Origin of the sequence: Pseudomonas sp. P135, from assembly GCF_020312125.1 — a bacterium.
GTDB lineage: Bacteria > Pseudomonadota > Gammaproteobacteria > Pseudomonadales > Pseudomonadaceae > Aquipseudomonas > Aquipseudomonas fragariae.
On the sequence record NZ_JAGPYR010000019.1, the window covers coordinates 92487 to 109810 of the forward strand.

Sequence of the window (17324 nt, forward strand, 5' to 3'; positions counted from 1 at the left end):
GACTGTTCACACTGATCCGACAGCGGTGGCAACGTTCGCCCCTGGAAGCACTTGGTTCAGCGTTCAAGTAATGTCCTTTCAGTAGCTTGAGGTGGATCGCCAACGAAGGGGCGGGTCGCCCTTCAACCATTATTCAAGGAAATGTATGCTCCGGAAAAAGTTGTCTTGCTTTATTGCGGCCGCAGGGATGCTGTCGTTCGGAGCCGCGAGCTATGGGACTACGATTCACGTCGCTTAAGGGACCTTAAGCGGATCCAGCGCCGACGGCGTCGACAGCTATCTGGGTGTTCCCTATGCGGCTGCTCCTGTCGGATCGAAAAGATGGAGAATGCCGTCGCCAGTACCAGCTTGGCAGGGCGTGCGTTCGGCCACCCAATTCGCGAGAAGCTGCGGGCAAGACATCAGCGGTGGGTTCGGTCCCTATGCTAGCGAGTACATGGTGCCTGAGGGTGTCAGCGAAGACTGTCTTTATCTCAATATTTGGCGCCCCTCCAAGCGTTCCAGCACGCCGCTGCCGATCATGGTGTGGATTCCTGGTGGAGGATTTACGTCAGGCTCGGGTTCTGTGCCCATCTACAATGGAGCGCCGATGGCATCTAGGGACGTCGTCGTTAACATCAATTACCGACTTGGCGTCTTCGGTTTCCTTGCACATCCGGAATTGACCAAGCAAGGCCAAGGCTCCGGTAACTTCGGGTTTGCCGACGTTATCGCTGCTCTGGAATGGGTAAAAGAAAACGCCGCTGCACTTGGCGGAGACGGGAACAGGATTACCCTTGCGGGCCAGTCGGCGGGCTCCATGGCGATCCACGATATGATCGCCAGCCCAGCAGCGAAAAACCTGTTTGCCAGGTAATACCACAAAGTGGTCCGGGTATGGGCCGACCGCCGATGTCATTGGCCGAAGCCGAAACGATAGGGCAACAACTCCTCAAGGCCGCCAAGGTTTCGTCCCTCGCTGAGTTGCGCGAGCTACCGGCCGATCAGGTAAGAAAGGCAGAAAAAAGCCTTGGCCCAGGCCTCCTTCGTTTTGCGCCAGTCATTGACGGCGATCTGATCCCGCATGACCCATACAACAATGCGGTGGGTTCGTACGCTGACACGCCGATTCTGGCTGGAATGAACGCCGACGCATCGTTCAGTCTTCCGCCTGAAGATCTGCCAGCCTTACGCGCTGAATTAAGGGCGATGTATGCCGGCATGACGGATCAGCTCGATGCCTTATACAGCACTCAGGCAACGAGCGACCCGAGGTCGACCGCGAAGGAAATTCGCCGTGACCGTGGCTTGGCGTCCACCTGGCTTTGGGTCGCTGGTCGAGCGCAATCGAGTCGTCAGCCGATCTACCTGTATCTGTTCGCGCACGTCGAACCAGGCACCGAGCAGTGGGGGGCATTTCATACGTCAGAAGTGCCCTATGCACTCGGCAATTTGAGTGTTCCAACCGCTCGCGTGTTTTCCGACAAAGACAAGAGAGTTTCAGACCTGATGTTAGGTTACTGGGAAAACTTCGTGAAAACAGGCAACCCCAATAAATCCGGGTTGCCCCTATGGGCGGAATTCGATATCGACAACCCCTTGATGATGAGACTTGATTCCAATCCTCGCATGCAGTCAATGCTCCCCTCGCATAAGCGGCGATTTTACGAGCAGTTCATAACCAGAGGGGGTCAGCTGTCGCTCTTCTGATACCAGGGTCGCGGGGTTCAGGGCGGACGTCACGCTGTGGCCCCCGATCGCGTCTATTCCCCTACATACCGGTTACGTCCGGCCAACACAGCAAAAATGACTTGTAGGCAGGCAGCCGCAACCAATGTCACTAAAGGGAGCTCCCAGCCGCCGCTTAGTGCATGCAGCCAACCTGTCAGAAAAGGTCCACAGGCGCCGAGGCCGTATCCCACGCACTGCGCCATGGCAGACAGGGCGCTTGCCTGATGGTGGTCGCGCGTACGCAAACCGAACAGGCTGAGGCAAGTCACCATCGACATACCCGCCCCACTCCAGCGAACGCTAGCCAGACCAATGAAAATGATGGCGCCAGAAGTAAGCCGGAGATACCAACGACGATGGTTAATGAACAGATACCTCCCGGCACGCGCTGATCGTCCAAGCGTTTGATGGCTGCCGAGGTTCCCAGGTTTGCTAGCACGGCGATAGCTTGGTAGACAAACAAGTAGGCACCTGCCTGGGAAGCGTTTACGCCCCCCGACGCCGCCATGGCTGGAAACCAGTCAATGAGGGTGTAGAAGGTCATGGTCTGTAGTGCCATGAAAATGGACACCTGCCAGGCGATGCCGCTGGACCAGACGCTGTTACGCCGGACAGAGGCCACGGCAGCAGTCTGCGGATGCGCGGCTTTGGCATGAGGCCACCAGCAGACAACCGCGATGAGAGCCATTAAGGTCCAAACGCCCAGTGATACCATCCACCCATAATTCGAAAAGCCCGACAGTGGCGCTGCGATCCCGCTTGCCAAAGCGGCCATCAATGCCATCGTCGCTGCATAAAGGCCGACACACAGCGCTGCGTGACCAGGGAAGTCACATTTGACCAGCGGCACAACGAGCACGTTGGCTACGGCGATGCCAGCCCCGATGCTCAACGTCCCCAGCCATAGACCAGCGTACCAGCCTGCGGAAGGAACCAGGCAACCCAAGGCAATAAGGACAAGAGCGCCCAGCAGCGCACGCTCAAGCCCAAGCCGGCGAGTCAGCCAGGGGGTCAAAGGAGACACACCTGCGAATATCAGAAGAGGAAGCGCATTGAGCAACCCGGATGCAGTCGAGCTCACCCCGAAATATTCTTGCACCTGAGACAGGACAGGCCCCAAAGAGGTGATGGGGGCGCGCAGATTGGCTGCAATGAGTAAGATACCCAGCAGCAAGGAAGATCCGAATACAGTGGTTTCGACCCGAACGGTCGGGGAGGAATTTGACATTTTACCCACGCACGACAGAGGGATGAAGGCATCCCATGTGTGCGTTGGTAGACGTTAACGCTTACGCAGAGCGTCCGCAAACGCCATGTCTGGGACGGAGGGTATCAAATTGCGCTCTCATCGCAAAGCCTTGGGGCACGTGGCGGCATTTATGATAACGGCGCAGTAAAGTCCTGAGCCGCGCTCGAGCTCCTCGGTCAGGGCCCGTAACTTAGAGCGGAATAGTCAACTTGAGCCAATACGCCTCCCCTTCCGGACGGTTGCGGACGTCGCTCTCTTTCTGCCATTTAGCCTTCAAAAACCAACCCGAAGTGCCGGTGTACTTGATCGATGGGCCGATAGCAAAAGCGCGTCCTCGGGCGTTACTGACCGAGTCTCCATCTTGACGGTCGTCGGTGGTCTGCCGATACACGTACCCCCCGACACCGACTATCCAACCGTTCCCCAGCCCCCATCCTAGTGAATAGTCGGCGTGTGCTTCCTGGCCAGAACGATAATCGGTGTCCCGGTTTCGCTGGTTGAAGTCATACATCATCTTCAAGTCAGCATTCAATCCGGCAGGGTCAACATACGAGAACCCCGCGATCGGCTCGATTGCCCAGTAGTTGCGGCCGATGTTAGCCAGGTCACCACGATCGTACTCACCGGTTGGAGCAAAAATGTCTATCGCATATATCGCATGAAAGTTTTGGCTGTAGTGATACCCCAGGGCCGGTCCAAAAATGATATCCCCCATACCGGACTTGCGTTGATGCTGCCCATTGATCTCGACCTTGAGGTCCACCAACGGCACATTCAGGTGAAAAGCAAGATCACCGTCAAACAGCTTTTGGCCCGTGACCCAGATCAGGCGGGGAGCAATAACATCTGCGCTTAGACGAAAATCGTCAACTGCCTTGTCACCACTGTTATCGAGCAACCGGTCGGCGCGATAACTTTCGGCAAACACTTGCCCATAGAGGCCCGCGGGCGGCATGGCGCCCGTCAGGTAGTTTTCAGCGCACATGGGGTAGGAGGACCCCCCCTCCTTCTGTAGCGTGCGCACTTGGCAGGAAGGCCGCCGAGGCGACCCCAACCAGGGTGAGCGATGTTCTAACGAGATAGCTGATCAGCTTACGGACGTTTTTATTATTCATTGTCGCAACCATAAGAAGTTGAAGGTCTGCGGATCCAACGCGCAATCAGAAGGGATACTGCTGATCGGCAGGTTCGACCGTCACCCATTTCACTTCGGTGAATTCGTCGATCACAGCACTACCGTCGAAACGGCCGTAGCCGCTGTTTTTCATACCGCCGTAGGGCGCTTGTGGCTCGTTCTGTACAGTAGCGCCGTTGATGTGCACGCACCCTGCGTCCAGGCGGCTGGCGAGATCCAAAGCGCGACTCACGTTACGGCTGAAAATGGCAGAGGAAAGTCCATACGCATTATCGTTAGCGATCTGGAGGGCGTGCTCTGCACCTCTGACGCGTACGATAGTGGTCACGGGGCCGAAGGTTTCTTCGTCGTAGATTGACATTGCGGACGTGACCCGGTCGACCAGTGTCGGCCTCATCAAAGCTTGATCACCCAAGCCACCTGCAACGATTTTGGCACCCTTACCGATGGCATCATCGAGCAGTTGGTTGATCCGCTGAACAGATCCCTGCGCGATCACAGGGCCGATGACGCATGAAGGAGTATCGACGGGATTACCTTGTTCCAGCTTGCGCACGCGGTCTGCGAATTTCTCGACAAAGGTATCTGCGATGCTTTCATCCACTACAAAGCGCTCGGTCGACATGCAGATCTGACCCTGGTAAAGGAACGCGCCGAATATCGCCGCATTGACCGCCCCTTCCAGATCCGCGTCGTCAAGCACCACAAAAGGCGCTTTGCCGCCAAGCTCCAGCAGGCAACGCTTGAGGTGTTTGGCGCTGGTCTGAGCAATCATGCGGCCGACGTGGGTCGAACCGGTAAAGTTCACCCGTCGGACCGTATCATGGGCGATCAACGCTTCGGTGACCGCAGCCGCGTCTTCAGGGGCCGTGACCAGGAAGTTCAGCACGCCAGCCGGCAAACCGGCCTCAATGAACGACTCAGCGAGCAGTTCGTGAGTTCTCGGGCTGTTCTCTGATCCTTTGAAAATCACCGTATTGCCGCACGCAAGCGGATACGCGATGGCGCGAGCGCCGAGGATGACCGGACCGTTCCATGGGACAATGCTAAGCACCGTTCCTACAGGCTGACGCAGCGTCATCGACAGCGTGCCAGGCTTGTCGGTCGGGATTGTTTCGCCCTTGATCTGAGTCGTCAGCGCTGCGGCCTCGCGCAAAAGGTTGGCCGAAGCCCCTACATTGAACTGTGCCCAAAGTTGCGAGGCACCAATTTCCTCAGCCATTACGCTACAAAATTCAGGCATTTTGCTTATGAGCATGTCCGCGGCTGCGAGTAAAAGACGGCGGCGTTCGGTAGGGCCAACCTTCGACCACTGTTCGAAAGCCTGCTGCGAGGAACGGGCAATTGTGAGCGCGTCCGCTACTGAGGCGGCAGCGCCAGTTGTTACGGTTTTGCCACTCAGCGAATCATGGCGCTGATAAGTTTTGCCTTCCGATGCGGGTTGTTTGACGTTATCGATCAGCAGTTGAACATTCATGCTTGATACCTTTTTGTTAGTCGTGAAAATCAGAGCTGGCGGGCCTAGACAGGCATGCGCAGGATAGGCTTGATAGTCATACCGCTCTCGCTGTCCGCCATCGCGTCGTTAATCTGCTCGAACGAGTAGAAGCGGCAGAGTTTGTCGAACGGAAAACGCCCTTGCAGATGCAGGTCGACCAGGGTAGGAATGAATGCATTGGCGACGACGTCTCCTTGCACGATACCCATGATGCGTTTGCCAGGGATCATGACGTCATTGATGTTGAAGGCGACTTCTGTGCCCATCTTCGTGGCGCCGACTATGCCGCAGGTACCCAGCGTGGTGACTGCATCGATAGCTTGGCGCAGGACGTCCGCGCGGCCCGAGCACTCGAGGCTATAGTTCGCCCCGCCATTAGTGATCTCGCGAATACGCTGTACAGGGTCTTCTTCGCGGCTGTTGATGACATGAGTTGCGCCGACTTCGAGCGCCAGTGTCAGGCGACTGGGGGTAACGTCGACGGCGATGATGGTGGTTGCTCCGGCAACCTTGGCCGCCATCACGGCCGCGAGGCCAACTGCACCAGCACCGAAGGCCACGAAGCTGGCTCCTGCTTCGACCTTCATCGCCTTGAGCACCGAACCTGCACCTGTCTGGATACCGCACCCCAATGGACCTAACAATTCCAGCGGAGCATTCTTCGAAACTTTGACAACGTTGCGCTCGTTGGCCACAACATAGGTCGAAAACGAGGACTGGCCAAAAAAGTGATCATGGAGCGGCGCATTGTCCTCACAGCTACAGGTCGAGGTGCTGCCATCAAGGCGACCGCCACCGAAGTTCAGGGGATGCATGTGCGAACAGTGCGCCGGATGCCCGGTTTCGCATGGCGGGCACAGGCCGCAGGACATGTACGTCATCACCACATGGTCACCCGGAGCAACGGTGGTGACTGACGCGCCAACGGCTTTCACCACACCCGCGCCTTCATGCCCAAGGACGATAGGTAACGGTGTAGGAAATAGCTGATCGCGTACCACCATATCGGTATGGCAGACCCCAGTGGCTACGATACGTACCCGAACTTCGTCAGCGCGAGGTACACCTAGATTTGCGCGCTCCAACTTCAATGCTGCCCCTGCTTCCCGCAGTACAGCGACAGTGACTTCAACAGGCTCGAGTTCATTGATGGACATGTATTGATCCTCTTTTATTGTTTTCGTGGCGTGGGAGGGATTCGTCAAACTTCCTGCAAGGCGCGCGGGCGGTTACTGCGGTGCTGTGCCTTTCCCGTAGCAGCTGGACGAAGATGGAAGTCGAAGGTCATCAGTGCAAAACGGCCGACTACGTCGTCCTCTGGGGCCAACGTCGGATCTTCGACAAAGCGCACTTCGCCAATCAAACCGTCACGGGTTGCATAGGCGAAGTCGTCCCACAGATAGGATCGTTGGAGAGGTTGATCTGGGTGGTCAGGTGCTCGTATCCAGCAGCAGATACGAAAAAGTGCATGTGCGCGGGACGCTGGCCATGGCGACCCAGCGGGTTCAAACATTCCTGCGTAGGACCGGCGGGGTTGCAGCCATAGCCTGAGGATACGATGCTGCGAACACGGTAACGGCCATGAGAGTCGGTTATGATCCTGCGGCGAAGATTGAACTCGGATTGACTAGGGTCGAAATGGGAGTAGTTGCCCTTGCTGTCGGCTTGCCATAGATCCACCAATGCCCCCGCAATCGGTCGGCCTTCAAGGTCAAGGATTCGGCCATCCAGAAACATCGGAGTGGCAATGCCGTCTTCGCTCCCGTCGTCCATACGGTCATAGCCCTCTCGCAGGGGCGCGCCCGCTACGTCCAGAGGGCCCTCAATCGTGCGCGGCGTGCCGCCCGCCTTGCTGACTGCAGCCTGCCTGGCATCGTGAAGCAGATCCAGAAAATGCTCGACGCCAAGCCCCGCAACCAGTAACCCCGCTTCGTTGTTTTTGCCTAGCCGATTGACGTACTCGACGCAGGCCCAGAACTCGTCGTCACTGATGTCCAGTTCTTCGATAAGCTTTGTAGTCTCCTGCAACAGGCGTAGCACGATTAGTTTGGTTCGTGGACTGCCCTGCTGATTGTTGTAGCCCGCGGCGTCCCGCAGCAGGTCTTGGACTTCTGGTGAGTTGGCAATTGTCAGGGGCATGATTTCACCTTTTTATTATTGATTGCACGCAGCAGCGCGGCGCTGCTGCTCCATCAGGTCACGCTGCTACGGTCCATCCCAGCCGGACGTGAGCGTCGGCCAGGTCGACGGCCATATCGTGGCTCCAAAGCCAATCGAAACGGCTTGCCAGCGTTGTTGAGAGCAGCGCTTCGTTGTCTTTCGCCTCCTGGTCCCGATATTCGTAGAGTTCGCCGGCTTCGCGGGAAGTGCGTTGCACGCGACAGGCCCGTGGGCGGCGGATCTCGTCGTACACTTTCAGAACCTCAGTCGGACTCGCCTGTGTCACACGGGGATCCGCCAGCAGTTGCGCCAAAAGCCAGGCGTCTTCCAGACCCTGGCCCGCTCCGGCACCCTGATGAGGAAGCATTGCGTGCGCGGCATCACCTATCAGCCCAACGCGGCCATGCACATAGCAGGGCAGTTCATCGAGTTCGTGAAGCGCCCAAAGAGTGGGTTGCGGAATACATTCGAGCAGCACGCGCACGGCATCGCCCCAATGGGCAAAGGATTCGAGCATCTCTTGTTGAGAGGTATTTTTCACCCAGGGCATGTCTTGTGGCCAGACAGGGTTGGCAACGCTACGATCCGAGATGAACGCGACCACGTTGATCAATCTGCCCTGTTTGACCGGGAAGGTCAGGATATGTGCATCCAGGCCGAGGTACATTTGCGGGACGTTGATCAAGTGTTCGTCGATGTCAGCGGCCTGGTAGGCAGCCCGAAGTTGCTCACTGTCGATCATCCCGCGGTAGGCGCAGGTACCACTGAACCGGGGGGCGGCCAAGGGCTGGGCAAGCCCCTCAAGCACGTAGTCACGAATACTGGATTTGATACCGTCAGCCGCGATCAGCAAGTCGCATTCATGGGCGGTACCATCTGCGAAGTGGACACGGACACGCTCGTCCTGCTCCTCAACCCGCGTAGCACGCTTGTCAAAGTTCGCGACGCCCGTTGGCAGACGCGTAGCTAACGCGTCCAGGAAGTCGGCGCGGTGAACAGATGATTGGCCCACACCTTCGGCTACACTGGCGCCCAGATACCCTGCATCTTCTCCGCGACGCCATTCGAACCATATGTCTTGCCATGGCGCCGCAGTGCGATCTGCGATGAGCTTGTATGGCTTACCTAGTCCAAGCCCTTCGATAGCTCTTACGGCATTGGCACCGAAGGAAACACCTGCGCCTACTTCTCCAAACGCCGGTGCGGCTTCAAAGAGTTGAACATCAAGATGGGAATGGCAGCACAACTCCAGTGCCAGCGCGACGCCAGCGATACCTCCGCCAACGATACTGACCTGGAGTTTCGGATCGGGACTACTCATGGCAAAACCTTATGTGTTGTTTCTGGAATAGCCCGATCATGACTATTCACAACCCATTGATAAATGCCGCGAACTCCATACACACTATCACCACTGTGAATAGGACCCCGACGCGTTTTCCCATTAATTTCGAGGCAACTCTCATGCGGCTACGCGAACTGGATCTCAATCTATTAGTGGTCTTTCATCAGTTGCTCATCGATCGCAGCGTGTCCAAGGCCGCCGAAAATCTAGGCATGACCCAGCCTGCAGTGAGTAATGCGTTAAAGCGTCTACGCGGCGTGCTCGCTGATGATCTCTTCGTCAGGACTTCCCTGGGGATGGACCCGACGCCCTATGCCGTGCAACTGGCAGAGCCGGTATCCCATGCTATTGCGACACTGCATGGCGCCCTCAATCGGCATGACCACTTCGATCCTGCCACCGCGCATAAACGCATTACGGTGGCAATGACTGACATTGGGGAAATCTACTTCATGCCGCGGCTGATCGGGCGGTTATTGGCCGCCGCTCCCGGGGTTTCGGTCAGCACCGTACGCAGCCATGCGGGGCTGTCCGAGGGAATGGCCAATGGCGATGTCGACCTTGCAGTAGGCTTGTTGCCAGACCTTCAGGCAGGATTTTATCAGCGCCGACTTTTCCATCATCGCTACGTGTGCCTTTGCCGAAAGGATCACCCGATTACGCGCAGCGCCATGACTCAGGAGCTTTTCTGCAAATTCGGCCATGTGCGCATTGTGGCCGCGAATACGGGGCACGGAGAGATAGACACGTTTATGCAGCGTGCGGGGCTGGTGCGCGACATTCGCCTTGAAGTGCCGCATTTTGTTGCGGTGGGCCATATACTGCAAAACACCGATTTGATCGCCACTGTACCCGAACGTTTTGCCACTAGCTGCGCCGGTCCGTTCGGGCTGACTACGGTGGCATTGCCGCTCCCCTTGCCCGAAATAGCTATCAACCTGTTCTGGCACATGCGATTCAACCGCGATCCGGCCAACGTCTGGTTTCGCAATTTGATGTTCGAACTGTTCAGCGACTAGGCCCGCACCTGATAGCGCGCTTTCGCGCAACCTGACACGTACATCCAGGGCCTTATCAACCACCACCTCGCTCACTGGTACCCTTGCCACCGACGCGCAGGTAACAGTTACGATGGATTACTCTTCGCCAGTGATTTCCCATGGCGTGTCATTGATGATTCAGCAAATGCTCCACCTGCACAGAAGGGCCGCGTGCGGCAGGACTGCTTCCGGGCATCGGGAAGTCAACGTGAAACGTGAATAGTTGAAAGCATTCATGTCGTCAGGACCAGTCCTCGCAAACCTTTACCAGTTCGTCGACCACATAGCGGACCTTGGGCCGCAAATGTGAAACCTTCGGCCACACGGCATGGACATCCACCGCCTCTGGCTCAAAGTCCTGCAATACTTCCACCAGCCTGCCGGCAACAATGTCGTCCTCCAGCAGGCTACGCGGCATCTGGCACAGCCCTATCCCGGCAACAGCGCCGGTGATCATGACCTCACCGTCGCCGATCTGATGAGTCGAGGGTGGCGCGTAGCGGACAGTTTCTCCGTTTAGATTCACGCGCCAGCTCAAGGGCTGACCGCGTCGATGGCCCACGATGCAATGATGAGTCGCCAACTCTGTGAGGCTTCGTGGCTCTCCTGCCCGAGCCAGATAGCCTGGCGACGCGCAGATGACCCAGCGCTGACGTGTAAGCAAGCGCGCAATCAGCCCATGGGTATCCTTGGGTTCGCCAAAGCGCACCAGTAGGTCAATACCTTCTTCGATGGGATCAACCAAGTGGTCCGAAAAGGTGATATTGAGTTGCAGCGCTGGGTATTTCTTTGCGATCTCAAACAACAACGGTGCCCCAACTCGCCGTCCGAAGGCCACTGGCATATCAACCCGTAACCGGCCTGAAGGTTCGCGATCTCCCGGCCCCAAACCCCGCTCAGCAGTAATTATTTCTTCCAGGCCGGCAGAACATGCAGAGAAATACGCTTCGCCGTCAGCGGTCAGACTGATACGTCGAGTGGAGCGATGAAAAAGCTGAGTGCCCAGACGCTCCTCCAGACGCGCAATGGATTTGCCAACCGCTGACTTGGAAATGCCAAGGCGTTCGGCGGCCTCGGTGAAACTGTGTGCATTGGCAGCTGCGACGAAGGTGAGCACACCCTGGAGGGAGTCTGTAGGAAGCATACGAACCGACCATTGCAGACAATATATCTACCCAGATGAGAGTCATGGGCTGTTTATCGCTAACGCTTTCTACATTAGCATGGATTTATCTTAAAAGTGACCTGGCCTCCACGTCTGTTCGCTGGAACATCTGCCTTTTGCCTGCGAGCGTGAAGTCAGAACGAAGGCTGGAAGGCCGCCGACTTCATCATTGATTTTACTCAAGAGGAAAATCCCATGCCTGTAGTACGTGTCAGCTGGTTCGAAGGTAAAGAGCACGCCGCCAAGGAAGCGGTTGCCGAAGAGATCACCGAGAGCATCGTCAAGAATACGGGTACCGATGCCAATTACATCTACGTCATTTTCGAAGATGTCGCGCCCTCGGATTGGGCGGGTGCCGGCAAGCTGTTCGGCGGTGCTCCTGACAAGTCCTGACGTGTCTGTATGACATAAATGCACCGGCCGTTTGAGCGGTGCATTGCCTTGCCCGTCTACATCCAGCATCAGCATCTTTGTAAGAGACCTTGTTATGCATCCGTATATTTCCTGCCTGTTCACCCTCTCGGTAAAGCCTGAGGAATTCGCTGAATTCAAAGCCCTGATTGCCAAAATCGTTCCTGAGACCCAGAAGGAGCCCGGCACCCTGATCTACGAATACAGCGTCAATGAAGACAACAGCACCGCGCATATTCTGGAGCGCTACAGGGCCGACGCTGTAGTCAGCCACGTCGATACCACCTTCGCACCTTTCGGCGAGCGCTTCCTGCAGCTGTGCACCATCACCAGCCTGACGGTATACGGCACGCCCGACGCAGAAGTTCGCAAGCGTCTCGATCCGTTCGGTGCTGTGTACATGACGCCGTTCGACGGCTTCAGCCGCTGATAGCAGCGACCTGCGCAGATCCGAATGCAATCCTGGTCTGCGCCGCCGTCAGCCCTTTACCTGCTTTCAAAGAGATAACGATGTCTGCCATTGTCGAAACCATCAAACACCGGATTTCTGCCAACAGCTACGATCCCACGCGCCAGCTTTCCGATCAGCAGATTGCCGAGCTTATCGATCTGGCGACTCGCGCGCCGTCGGCTTTCAACCTGCAGAACTGGCGCTTCGTAGCTGTGCGTAGCGCGCAAGCCAAGGAGCGCCTGTTGCCGCTGGCTTACAGTCAGCGGAAGGTTGTGGACGCAGCGGTCACCTTTATCGTGTGCGGCACCCTGAAGCCGCATGCCACCCTGCCTGCCGCGCTCAAGCCCGCCGTTGATGCCGGTATCCTTGATGAGGCTGTATTCGACATGTGGATAGGTGCCGCCCAAGGCATGTACAGCAAAAACCCCGCATTGCAACGCGACGAGGCCATTCGCTCCGGTTCGCTAGCAGCTATGACCCTGATGCTCGCTGCAACTGACCTCGGTATGGTGTCGGCGCCCATGATTGGCTTTGACCAAGGCGCGGTCGCCGACGCCTTCGGCCTGTCAGCTGATGAAATTCCGGTGATGATGGTGACCGTCGGCTATGCCGGCGAGGCCAATTGGCCACAGAAACCACGCAAGGCAGTTCAATACGTGCTGGAGTTCGTTTGACTGCGACCACGCTGGGAGGAGTCGGCTAGTTTGGTAGAGGGCTCGAACCTCTCATCCTTGCTCTTGAGGAATCAGCATGAAAATTGATCTAAACGGTAAACGCGCACTGGTCACCGCTTCCACCGGCGGTATTGGCTATGCCATAGCCAGAGGCCTGGCTGAATCCGGCGCCACTGTCATCATCAACGGCCGCAGCGACAAATCTGTGGATGCCGCAGTGGCACGTCTGAAAGCAGAATTACCAGAGGCGTTGGTCATGGGTGCCACTGCCGATCTGGGCACCGCACAAGGCGCAGCTGCCTTGGCTGACGCTGCGGGAAAGATCGACGTACTGGTCAACAACGCTGGCATCTACGGCGTTCAGGACTTCTTTGAAACCGACGATGAGGTGTGGGACCAATACTGGCAAACCAACGTGATGTCCGGGGTACGCCTGAGTCGTGCGTTATTGCCAGCCATGGTAGATAACGGGTGGGGCCGGATGGTGTTCATTGCATCCGAATCGGCCCGCAACATCCCTGCCGACATGATCCACTATGGTGTATCCAAAACAGCGCAGCTGGGCCTGGCCCGAGGATTGGCAAAGCGGGTCGCCGGCAGCGGCGTCACGGTGAACAGCGTGCTGCCCGGGCCGACTTTGTCCGACGGCCTGGCCGATATGCTGCAGGCCGAAGTGCAGCGTGGTAGCAAGTCACTGGAATCAGTGGCCGCAGAGTTCGTGATGGAGCACCGTCCCAGCTCAATTATCCAGCGTGCTGCGTCTACCGAAGAAGTCGCCAATATGGTCGTCTACGTCTGCTCTCCTCAAGCCAGCGCTACCACTGGCGCCTCGCTTCGGGTCGACGGCGGCGTGGTCGACGACATCGTCTGACATGCCGGAAGGCATATGTCGCAATCTCAGCCTTCTCCAGGAGCACTCTGTGGATTACCCAATACAACATCTTTCGCTTCGCGATTTACTGAGCGAAGATTTTAAATTCCCCCACGACATTCCGGGTCAGCCCTCCAGGGCATCAGACTTCGCAGACATCAAGATCGGCAGCTTTACCACAAGCGACGCAGTTGATCTCTGCTACTGGGAGGCCGGGAGCGGCAGACCGTTAGTATTTATTCCCGGCTGGTCAGCCAACGGTGCGATGTACTTCCACCTGATGCAGTTGTTAAGCAAGCACTACCACGTTTACGTGCTAGACGTACGCAATCAGGGCTTGTCGCAAAAGGTAAGCTTTGGCAACCGTATTGCTCGCTATGCAATGGACGTGAAAGAGTTTTCCGAGCATCTGTGGCTGGACCAGGCCGACTACTGCGGTTGGTCGATGGGGGCGTCAGTCATGTGGGCCTACATCGATTTGTTCGGGACCGAGCGCATTCGCACCCTCAGTATTATTGACCAGGCGCCATCCATTTACTGCCACGCCGACTGGACCGAGGAGGAACGCCTTGAGGCGGGAGCTTTCACGACTTCCCCGGAACGCATGATCGCCTCATATACCGGCGGCACCAGTAACATGCTGATTTCCGCAACTCGGGTGCTTGAAAGAGCGGTCGATCTGTCATCGCCGTATTTTCATAACGTCCTAAGTCTCGCGCAGGCGGTGATCAAGGACGACATGACTTATACCGCACAGGTGCTGTTCGATCACACCACCAACGACTGGCGCGATGTGATCCGGACCAAGGTCGATGTGCCCACCGCGATCTTTACTGGCGAATACAGCGACTGGCTGCACAGCCAGCGCTGGATGAATTCGGTGATCGCAGGCTCGGTATTGCACGTCTACAAGAAAGACGAGCACGGAGATCATTTTCTGGCTTTCAAGAACCCCGAGAAGTTCGCCAACGACCTCAGACGTTTTCTCAACAACGCTTGAGGGCATTTGCCTGGACAGAAACGTCTACGACTTCCTGCCCCGCCGATGGTTCTCTCCCTCATCGGCGGGGCTTTTTCACGCCTCCACGTCACACATCCAATGCCGGATGCGCAAATCGCTCAGCGAGGAAAATTGACCAGAGCTCGCAACTTTGGAGGCAAATGCTTGCGCGATGGATAGCCACGTAGACGCCAAGCTCGATAGAGCGATATTCGGGAAGAACTTCCACTAACCGCCCAGCACGTAGATCCCTAGCCACCATAAAGCTCGGTTGCAAGGAAATACCTCCCCCCGCCAACATGATGCTATGACATGTGTCGCCATTGTTGCACCGGACGACCGATCGCGTGCGCACGCTCTCAGGTCCAGCCGGGCCGTCAAACTCCCAATCATTGCCACTGGCGAAGTTCGTGTCAGCGACGACACGATGCGTACCGAGGTCCGTCAGGGTCATTAAAGGAGGATGTCGTTGAAGATACTCTGGCGAGGCACACAAGCACATGCGCGTCGTAGCCAGACGGCGCCCGACCAACGAGGAGCTTTCCATGCGAGCAATGCGTACTGCTGCATCAAACCCCTCCTTCTACCAGATCAACCAGCCTGTCATTGAGGCTGATATCCAGTTCGCCCCTTGGATAGGCCTTCATGAATTCCGCCCAGATCGGGCCCAGGTGCAAAACGCCGAAGCTGACCGGTGCGTTGACTCGCAACACCCCGACGGGCTCGGGCGCTGCAGACGATACGGCTTCTTCCGCCGCATCCATCATGGCCAATACATCTTTTGCTTGATGGTAGAACTGCCGTCCTTCATCCGTCAGCGAAAGTCGGCGCGTGGTGCGATGCAACAATCGGGCACCCAGTCTTTCTTCGAGCCCGCTGACATAGTGTGAAATGGCGGCCTTGGACATGTTCAGCGGGTGCGTCGCGCCAACGAAGGTCCCTTTGTCGACCACGGTGCAGAACACCAGCATCTCAAGTGCGCGATCCATGATTGTCTCGCTCAGTGGAACTATTAACCATAGTTATCTCATTATTCAACGCTATAAACTGACCTCATCGAAAAGGCAAACCACCTCTCCTAAGGTAGCTATGAAAATTACATTAATCGGTACCGGCAACATGGGCTCGGCATTCGCAAAACAACTCAGTGCTGCTGGTCACGCTATCCGCATCACTGGTCGCGATCTGAACAAGGCAAAGGCTGTGGCCGCATCGTTGACCAACGTCAACGCCTATGACGCCAACGACGCATTGGGCGACAGCGACGCCGTCATCGTAGCAACCGCATTTGCGGATGCAGCTTCTGCGCTCCAAAGTCTGGGCGATTTAAGCGGCAAAGTGGTCATCGACATCACTAACCCACTGAGCGCTGACTACATGTCGCTCACCATTGGTCATGTGACAAGTGCCGCCGAAGAAATAGCCAAAGCAGTGCCTGGCGCACAGGTTGTCAAAGCCTTCAACACTCTGTTCGCTCAGGTGCTGGACGACGGCCCTCTTTTTGCCGACAACCAGCGAGGCAGCGTATCCGTCGCCAGCGATAGTGAACGTGCCAAACAGACTGCGGTAGCACTCGCACGCAGCATGGGCTGGAACACCATTGATGCGGGCGGGTTAGTCAACGCGCGTTATCTGGAGCCACTGGTAGGCTTCAATATCTATCTCGGTTACGGTGCCGGCCTGGGGACTTCGGTTGCTCCCGCCTGGCTCAAGAAGTAATTCAATACGGAGTACGCCCCTTGAACACGTCCTTCCCGCTGCTGTTTGTGTCTCATGGTGCTCCCATGTTTGCAATCGAGCCCGGTCTGGCTGGTAAACATCTTGCCGAGGTCGGTAGCGAACTGCCGCGCCCCGACGCCATCGTCATCCTGTCTCCACACTGGATGACCCACGGCGAGATTGGCGTTACCGGGAGCATCGCACCTTCTACCATTCATGATTTCGGTGGTTTTCCCGACGCTCTGTACCAGATTCGATATCCAGCGCCAGGTGCACCGGCGTTGGCGGAAAAGATCGTGGACATGCTCCATGCCTCAGGGTGGAAGTCCAGCCTGAACGCCAGTCGAGGACTGGATCACGGCGCTTGGGTGCCATTGCTGTACCTGGCGCCTGACGCAGACATTCCAGTGGTGCAAGTCTCAATGCCTGCTTCGCTTGATGCCCGCGAAGCCTGTAAGTTGGGCCAGGCGCTTAAACCTCTGCGGGACATGAACGTACTGATCGTGGCCTCGGGCAGCCTGACTCACAATCTGTACGAATTCCGCGGTGCCATGCCTCATGGTGCGCAGTACGTCAAGGATTTCGCTGCCTAGACTGCTAAGACTCTGGCTTCGGGCGACCTGGACCAACTGCTGGACTACAAGCAATACGCGCCGTCGGCTGAGCGCGCCCATCCTACGGATGAGCATTACCTGCCACTGTTCATCGCGCTCGGTGCGGCAGGTGAATACTATGAAATACGCGTCGTGGAAGGCGGCGTGACCTATGGGGTATTGGCAATGGACAGCTACCTATTTACTTCGGCTGGTGGACTGCCCCCCGAAAGTTGGACAGTTTTAGCTCGCCGCCTGAGCCCTGTATTTTACGGGGCTCAAGCCGTTTAGCTTCAGCTTGAT

Annotated in this window: 13 protein-coding genes and 4 pseudogenes; 9 read left to right on the forward strand and 8 right to left on the reverse strand. The window is 56.9% G+C overall.

What is annotated here, in order from left to right; all coding sequences use genetic code 11:
* Window positions 1–280 precede the first annotated feature (280 nt).
* A pseudogene (locus KBY08_RS22355) lies at window positions 281–1689 on the forward strand (carboxylesterase/lipase family protein).
* A 286-nt stretch (window positions 1690–1975) separates the two neighbouring features.
* Here KBY08_RS22355 and KBY08_RS22360 read toward each other — a convergent pair.
* The 6 genes and pseudogenes from KBY08_RS22360 to salA form a co-directional block, all read right to left on the reverse strand.
* A complete protein-coding gene (locus tag KBY08_RS22360) occupies window positions 1976–2884 on the reverse strand; it encodes an MFS transporter (RefSeq protein WP_225651262.1) in 909 nt (302 codons plus the stop codon).
* A 265-nt stretch (window positions 2885–3149) separates the two neighbouring features.
* On the reverse strand, window positions 3150–3944 hold the full coding sequence (locus KBY08_RS22365) for a transporter (RefSeq protein WP_032607983.1): 795 nt from the start codon (window positions 3942–3944) through the stop codon (window positions 3150–3152).
* Between the two features lie 175 nt (window positions 3945–4119).
* Window positions 4120–5571: an aldehyde dehydrogenase gene (locus KBY08_RS22370; RefSeq protein WP_024642968.1), complete on the reverse strand. Its 1452-nt coding sequence runs from the start codon at window positions 5569–5571 to the stop codon at window positions 4120–4122.
* A gap of 44 nt (window positions 5572–5615) precedes the next feature.
* Window positions 5616–6749: an NAD(P)-dependent alcohol dehydrogenase gene (locus KBY08_RS22375; RefSeq protein WP_104684212.1), complete on the reverse strand. Its 1134-nt coding sequence runs from the start codon at window positions 6747–6749 to the stop codon at window positions 5616–5618.
* A gap of 44 nt (window positions 6750–6793) precedes the next feature.
* Window positions 6794–7731, reverse strand: a pseudogene (gene catA, locus KBY08_RS22380) (catechol 1,2-dioxygenase).
* A 58-nt stretch (window positions 7732–7789) separates the two neighbouring features.
* The gene (gene salA, locus KBY08_RS22385; protein WP_024659597.1) at window positions 7790–9073 is read right to left on the reverse strand and encodes a salicylate 1-monooxygenase; all 1284 of its coding nucleotides are present in this window, start codon (window positions 9071–9073) and stop codon (window positions 7790–7792) included.
* 143 nt (window positions 9074–9216) lie between these two features.
* On the opposite strand from salA, the gene KBY08_RS22390 reads away from it, so the two are divergent.
* Window positions 9217–10116: a LysR family transcriptional regulator gene (locus tag KBY08_RS22390; protein WP_024642971.1), complete on the forward strand. Its 900-nt coding sequence runs from the start codon at window positions 9217–9219 to the stop codon at window positions 10114–10116.
* Window positions 10117–10378: 262 nt separating this feature from the next.
* On the opposite strand, the gene KBY08_RS22395 is transcribed toward KBY08_RS22390, so the two are convergent.
* Window positions 10379–11281 (reverse strand): LysR family transcriptional regulator, encoded by a 903-nt coding sequence (locus KBY08_RS22395; RefSeq protein ID WP_024642972.1) that lies wholly within the window; start codon window positions 11279–11281, stop codon window positions 10379–10381.
* 216 nt (window positions 11282–11497) lie between these two features.
* On the opposite strand from KBY08_RS22395, the gene KBY08_RS22400 reads away from it, so the two are divergent.
* The 5 genes from KBY08_RS22400 to KBY08_RS22420 all read left to right on the forward strand — a co-directional run bounded on the left by KBY08_RS22400 (window position 11498) and on the right by KBY08_RS22420 (window position 14709).
* Complete coding sequence (locus KBY08_RS22400; protein ID WP_024642973.1) at window positions 11498–11695, forward strand: tautomerase family protein; 198 nt, start codon at window positions 11498–11500, stop codon at window positions 11693–11695.
* 94 nt (window positions 11696–11789) lie between these two features.
* The gene (locus KBY08_RS22405) at window positions 11790–12143 is read left to right on the forward strand and encodes a putative quinol monooxygenase (protein ID WP_046236254.1); all 354 of its coding nucleotides are present in this window, start codon (window positions 11790–11792) and stop codon (window positions 12141–12143) included.
* A gap of 80 nt (window positions 12144–12223) precedes the next feature.
* Complete coding sequence (locus tag KBY08_RS22410; protein WP_024642369.1) at window positions 12224–12838, forward strand: nitroreductase family protein; 615 nt, start codon at window positions 12224–12226, stop codon at window positions 12836–12838.
* 76 nt (window positions 12839–12914) lie between these two features.
* A complete protein-coding gene (locus KBY08_RS22415; protein WP_024660247.1) occupies window positions 12915–13709 on the forward strand; it encodes an SDR family NAD(P)-dependent oxidoreductase in 795 nt (264 codons plus the stop codon).
* A 49-nt stretch (window positions 13710–13758) separates the two neighbouring features.
* On the forward strand, window positions 13759–14709 hold the full coding sequence (locus KBY08_RS22420; RefSeq protein ID WP_024642371.1) for an alpha/beta fold hydrolase: 951 nt from the start codon (window positions 13759–13761) through the stop codon (window positions 14707–14709).
* 88 nt (window positions 14710–14797) lie between these two features.
* On the opposite strand, the pseudogene KBY08_RS22425 reads toward KBY08_RS22420, so the two are convergent.
* Window positions 14798–15698 (reverse strand): annotated as a pseudogene (locus KBY08_RS22425) (LysR family transcriptional regulator).
* Window positions 15699–15798: 100 nt separating this feature from the next.
* On the opposite strand from KBY08_RS22425, the gene KBY08_RS22430 reads away from it, so the two are divergent.
* The gene (locus KBY08_RS22430; RefSeq protein WP_024642388.1) at window positions 15799–16428 is read left to right on the forward strand and encodes an NADPH-dependent F420 reductase; all 630 of its coding nucleotides are present in this window, start codon (window positions 15799–15801) and stop codon (window positions 16426–16428) included.
* A 20-nt stretch (window positions 16429–16448) separates the two neighbouring features.
* Window positions 16449–17312, forward strand: a pseudogene (locus KBY08_RS22435) (DODA-type extradiol aromatic ring-opening family dioxygenase).
* Window positions 17313–17324: the final 12 nt, after the last annotated feature.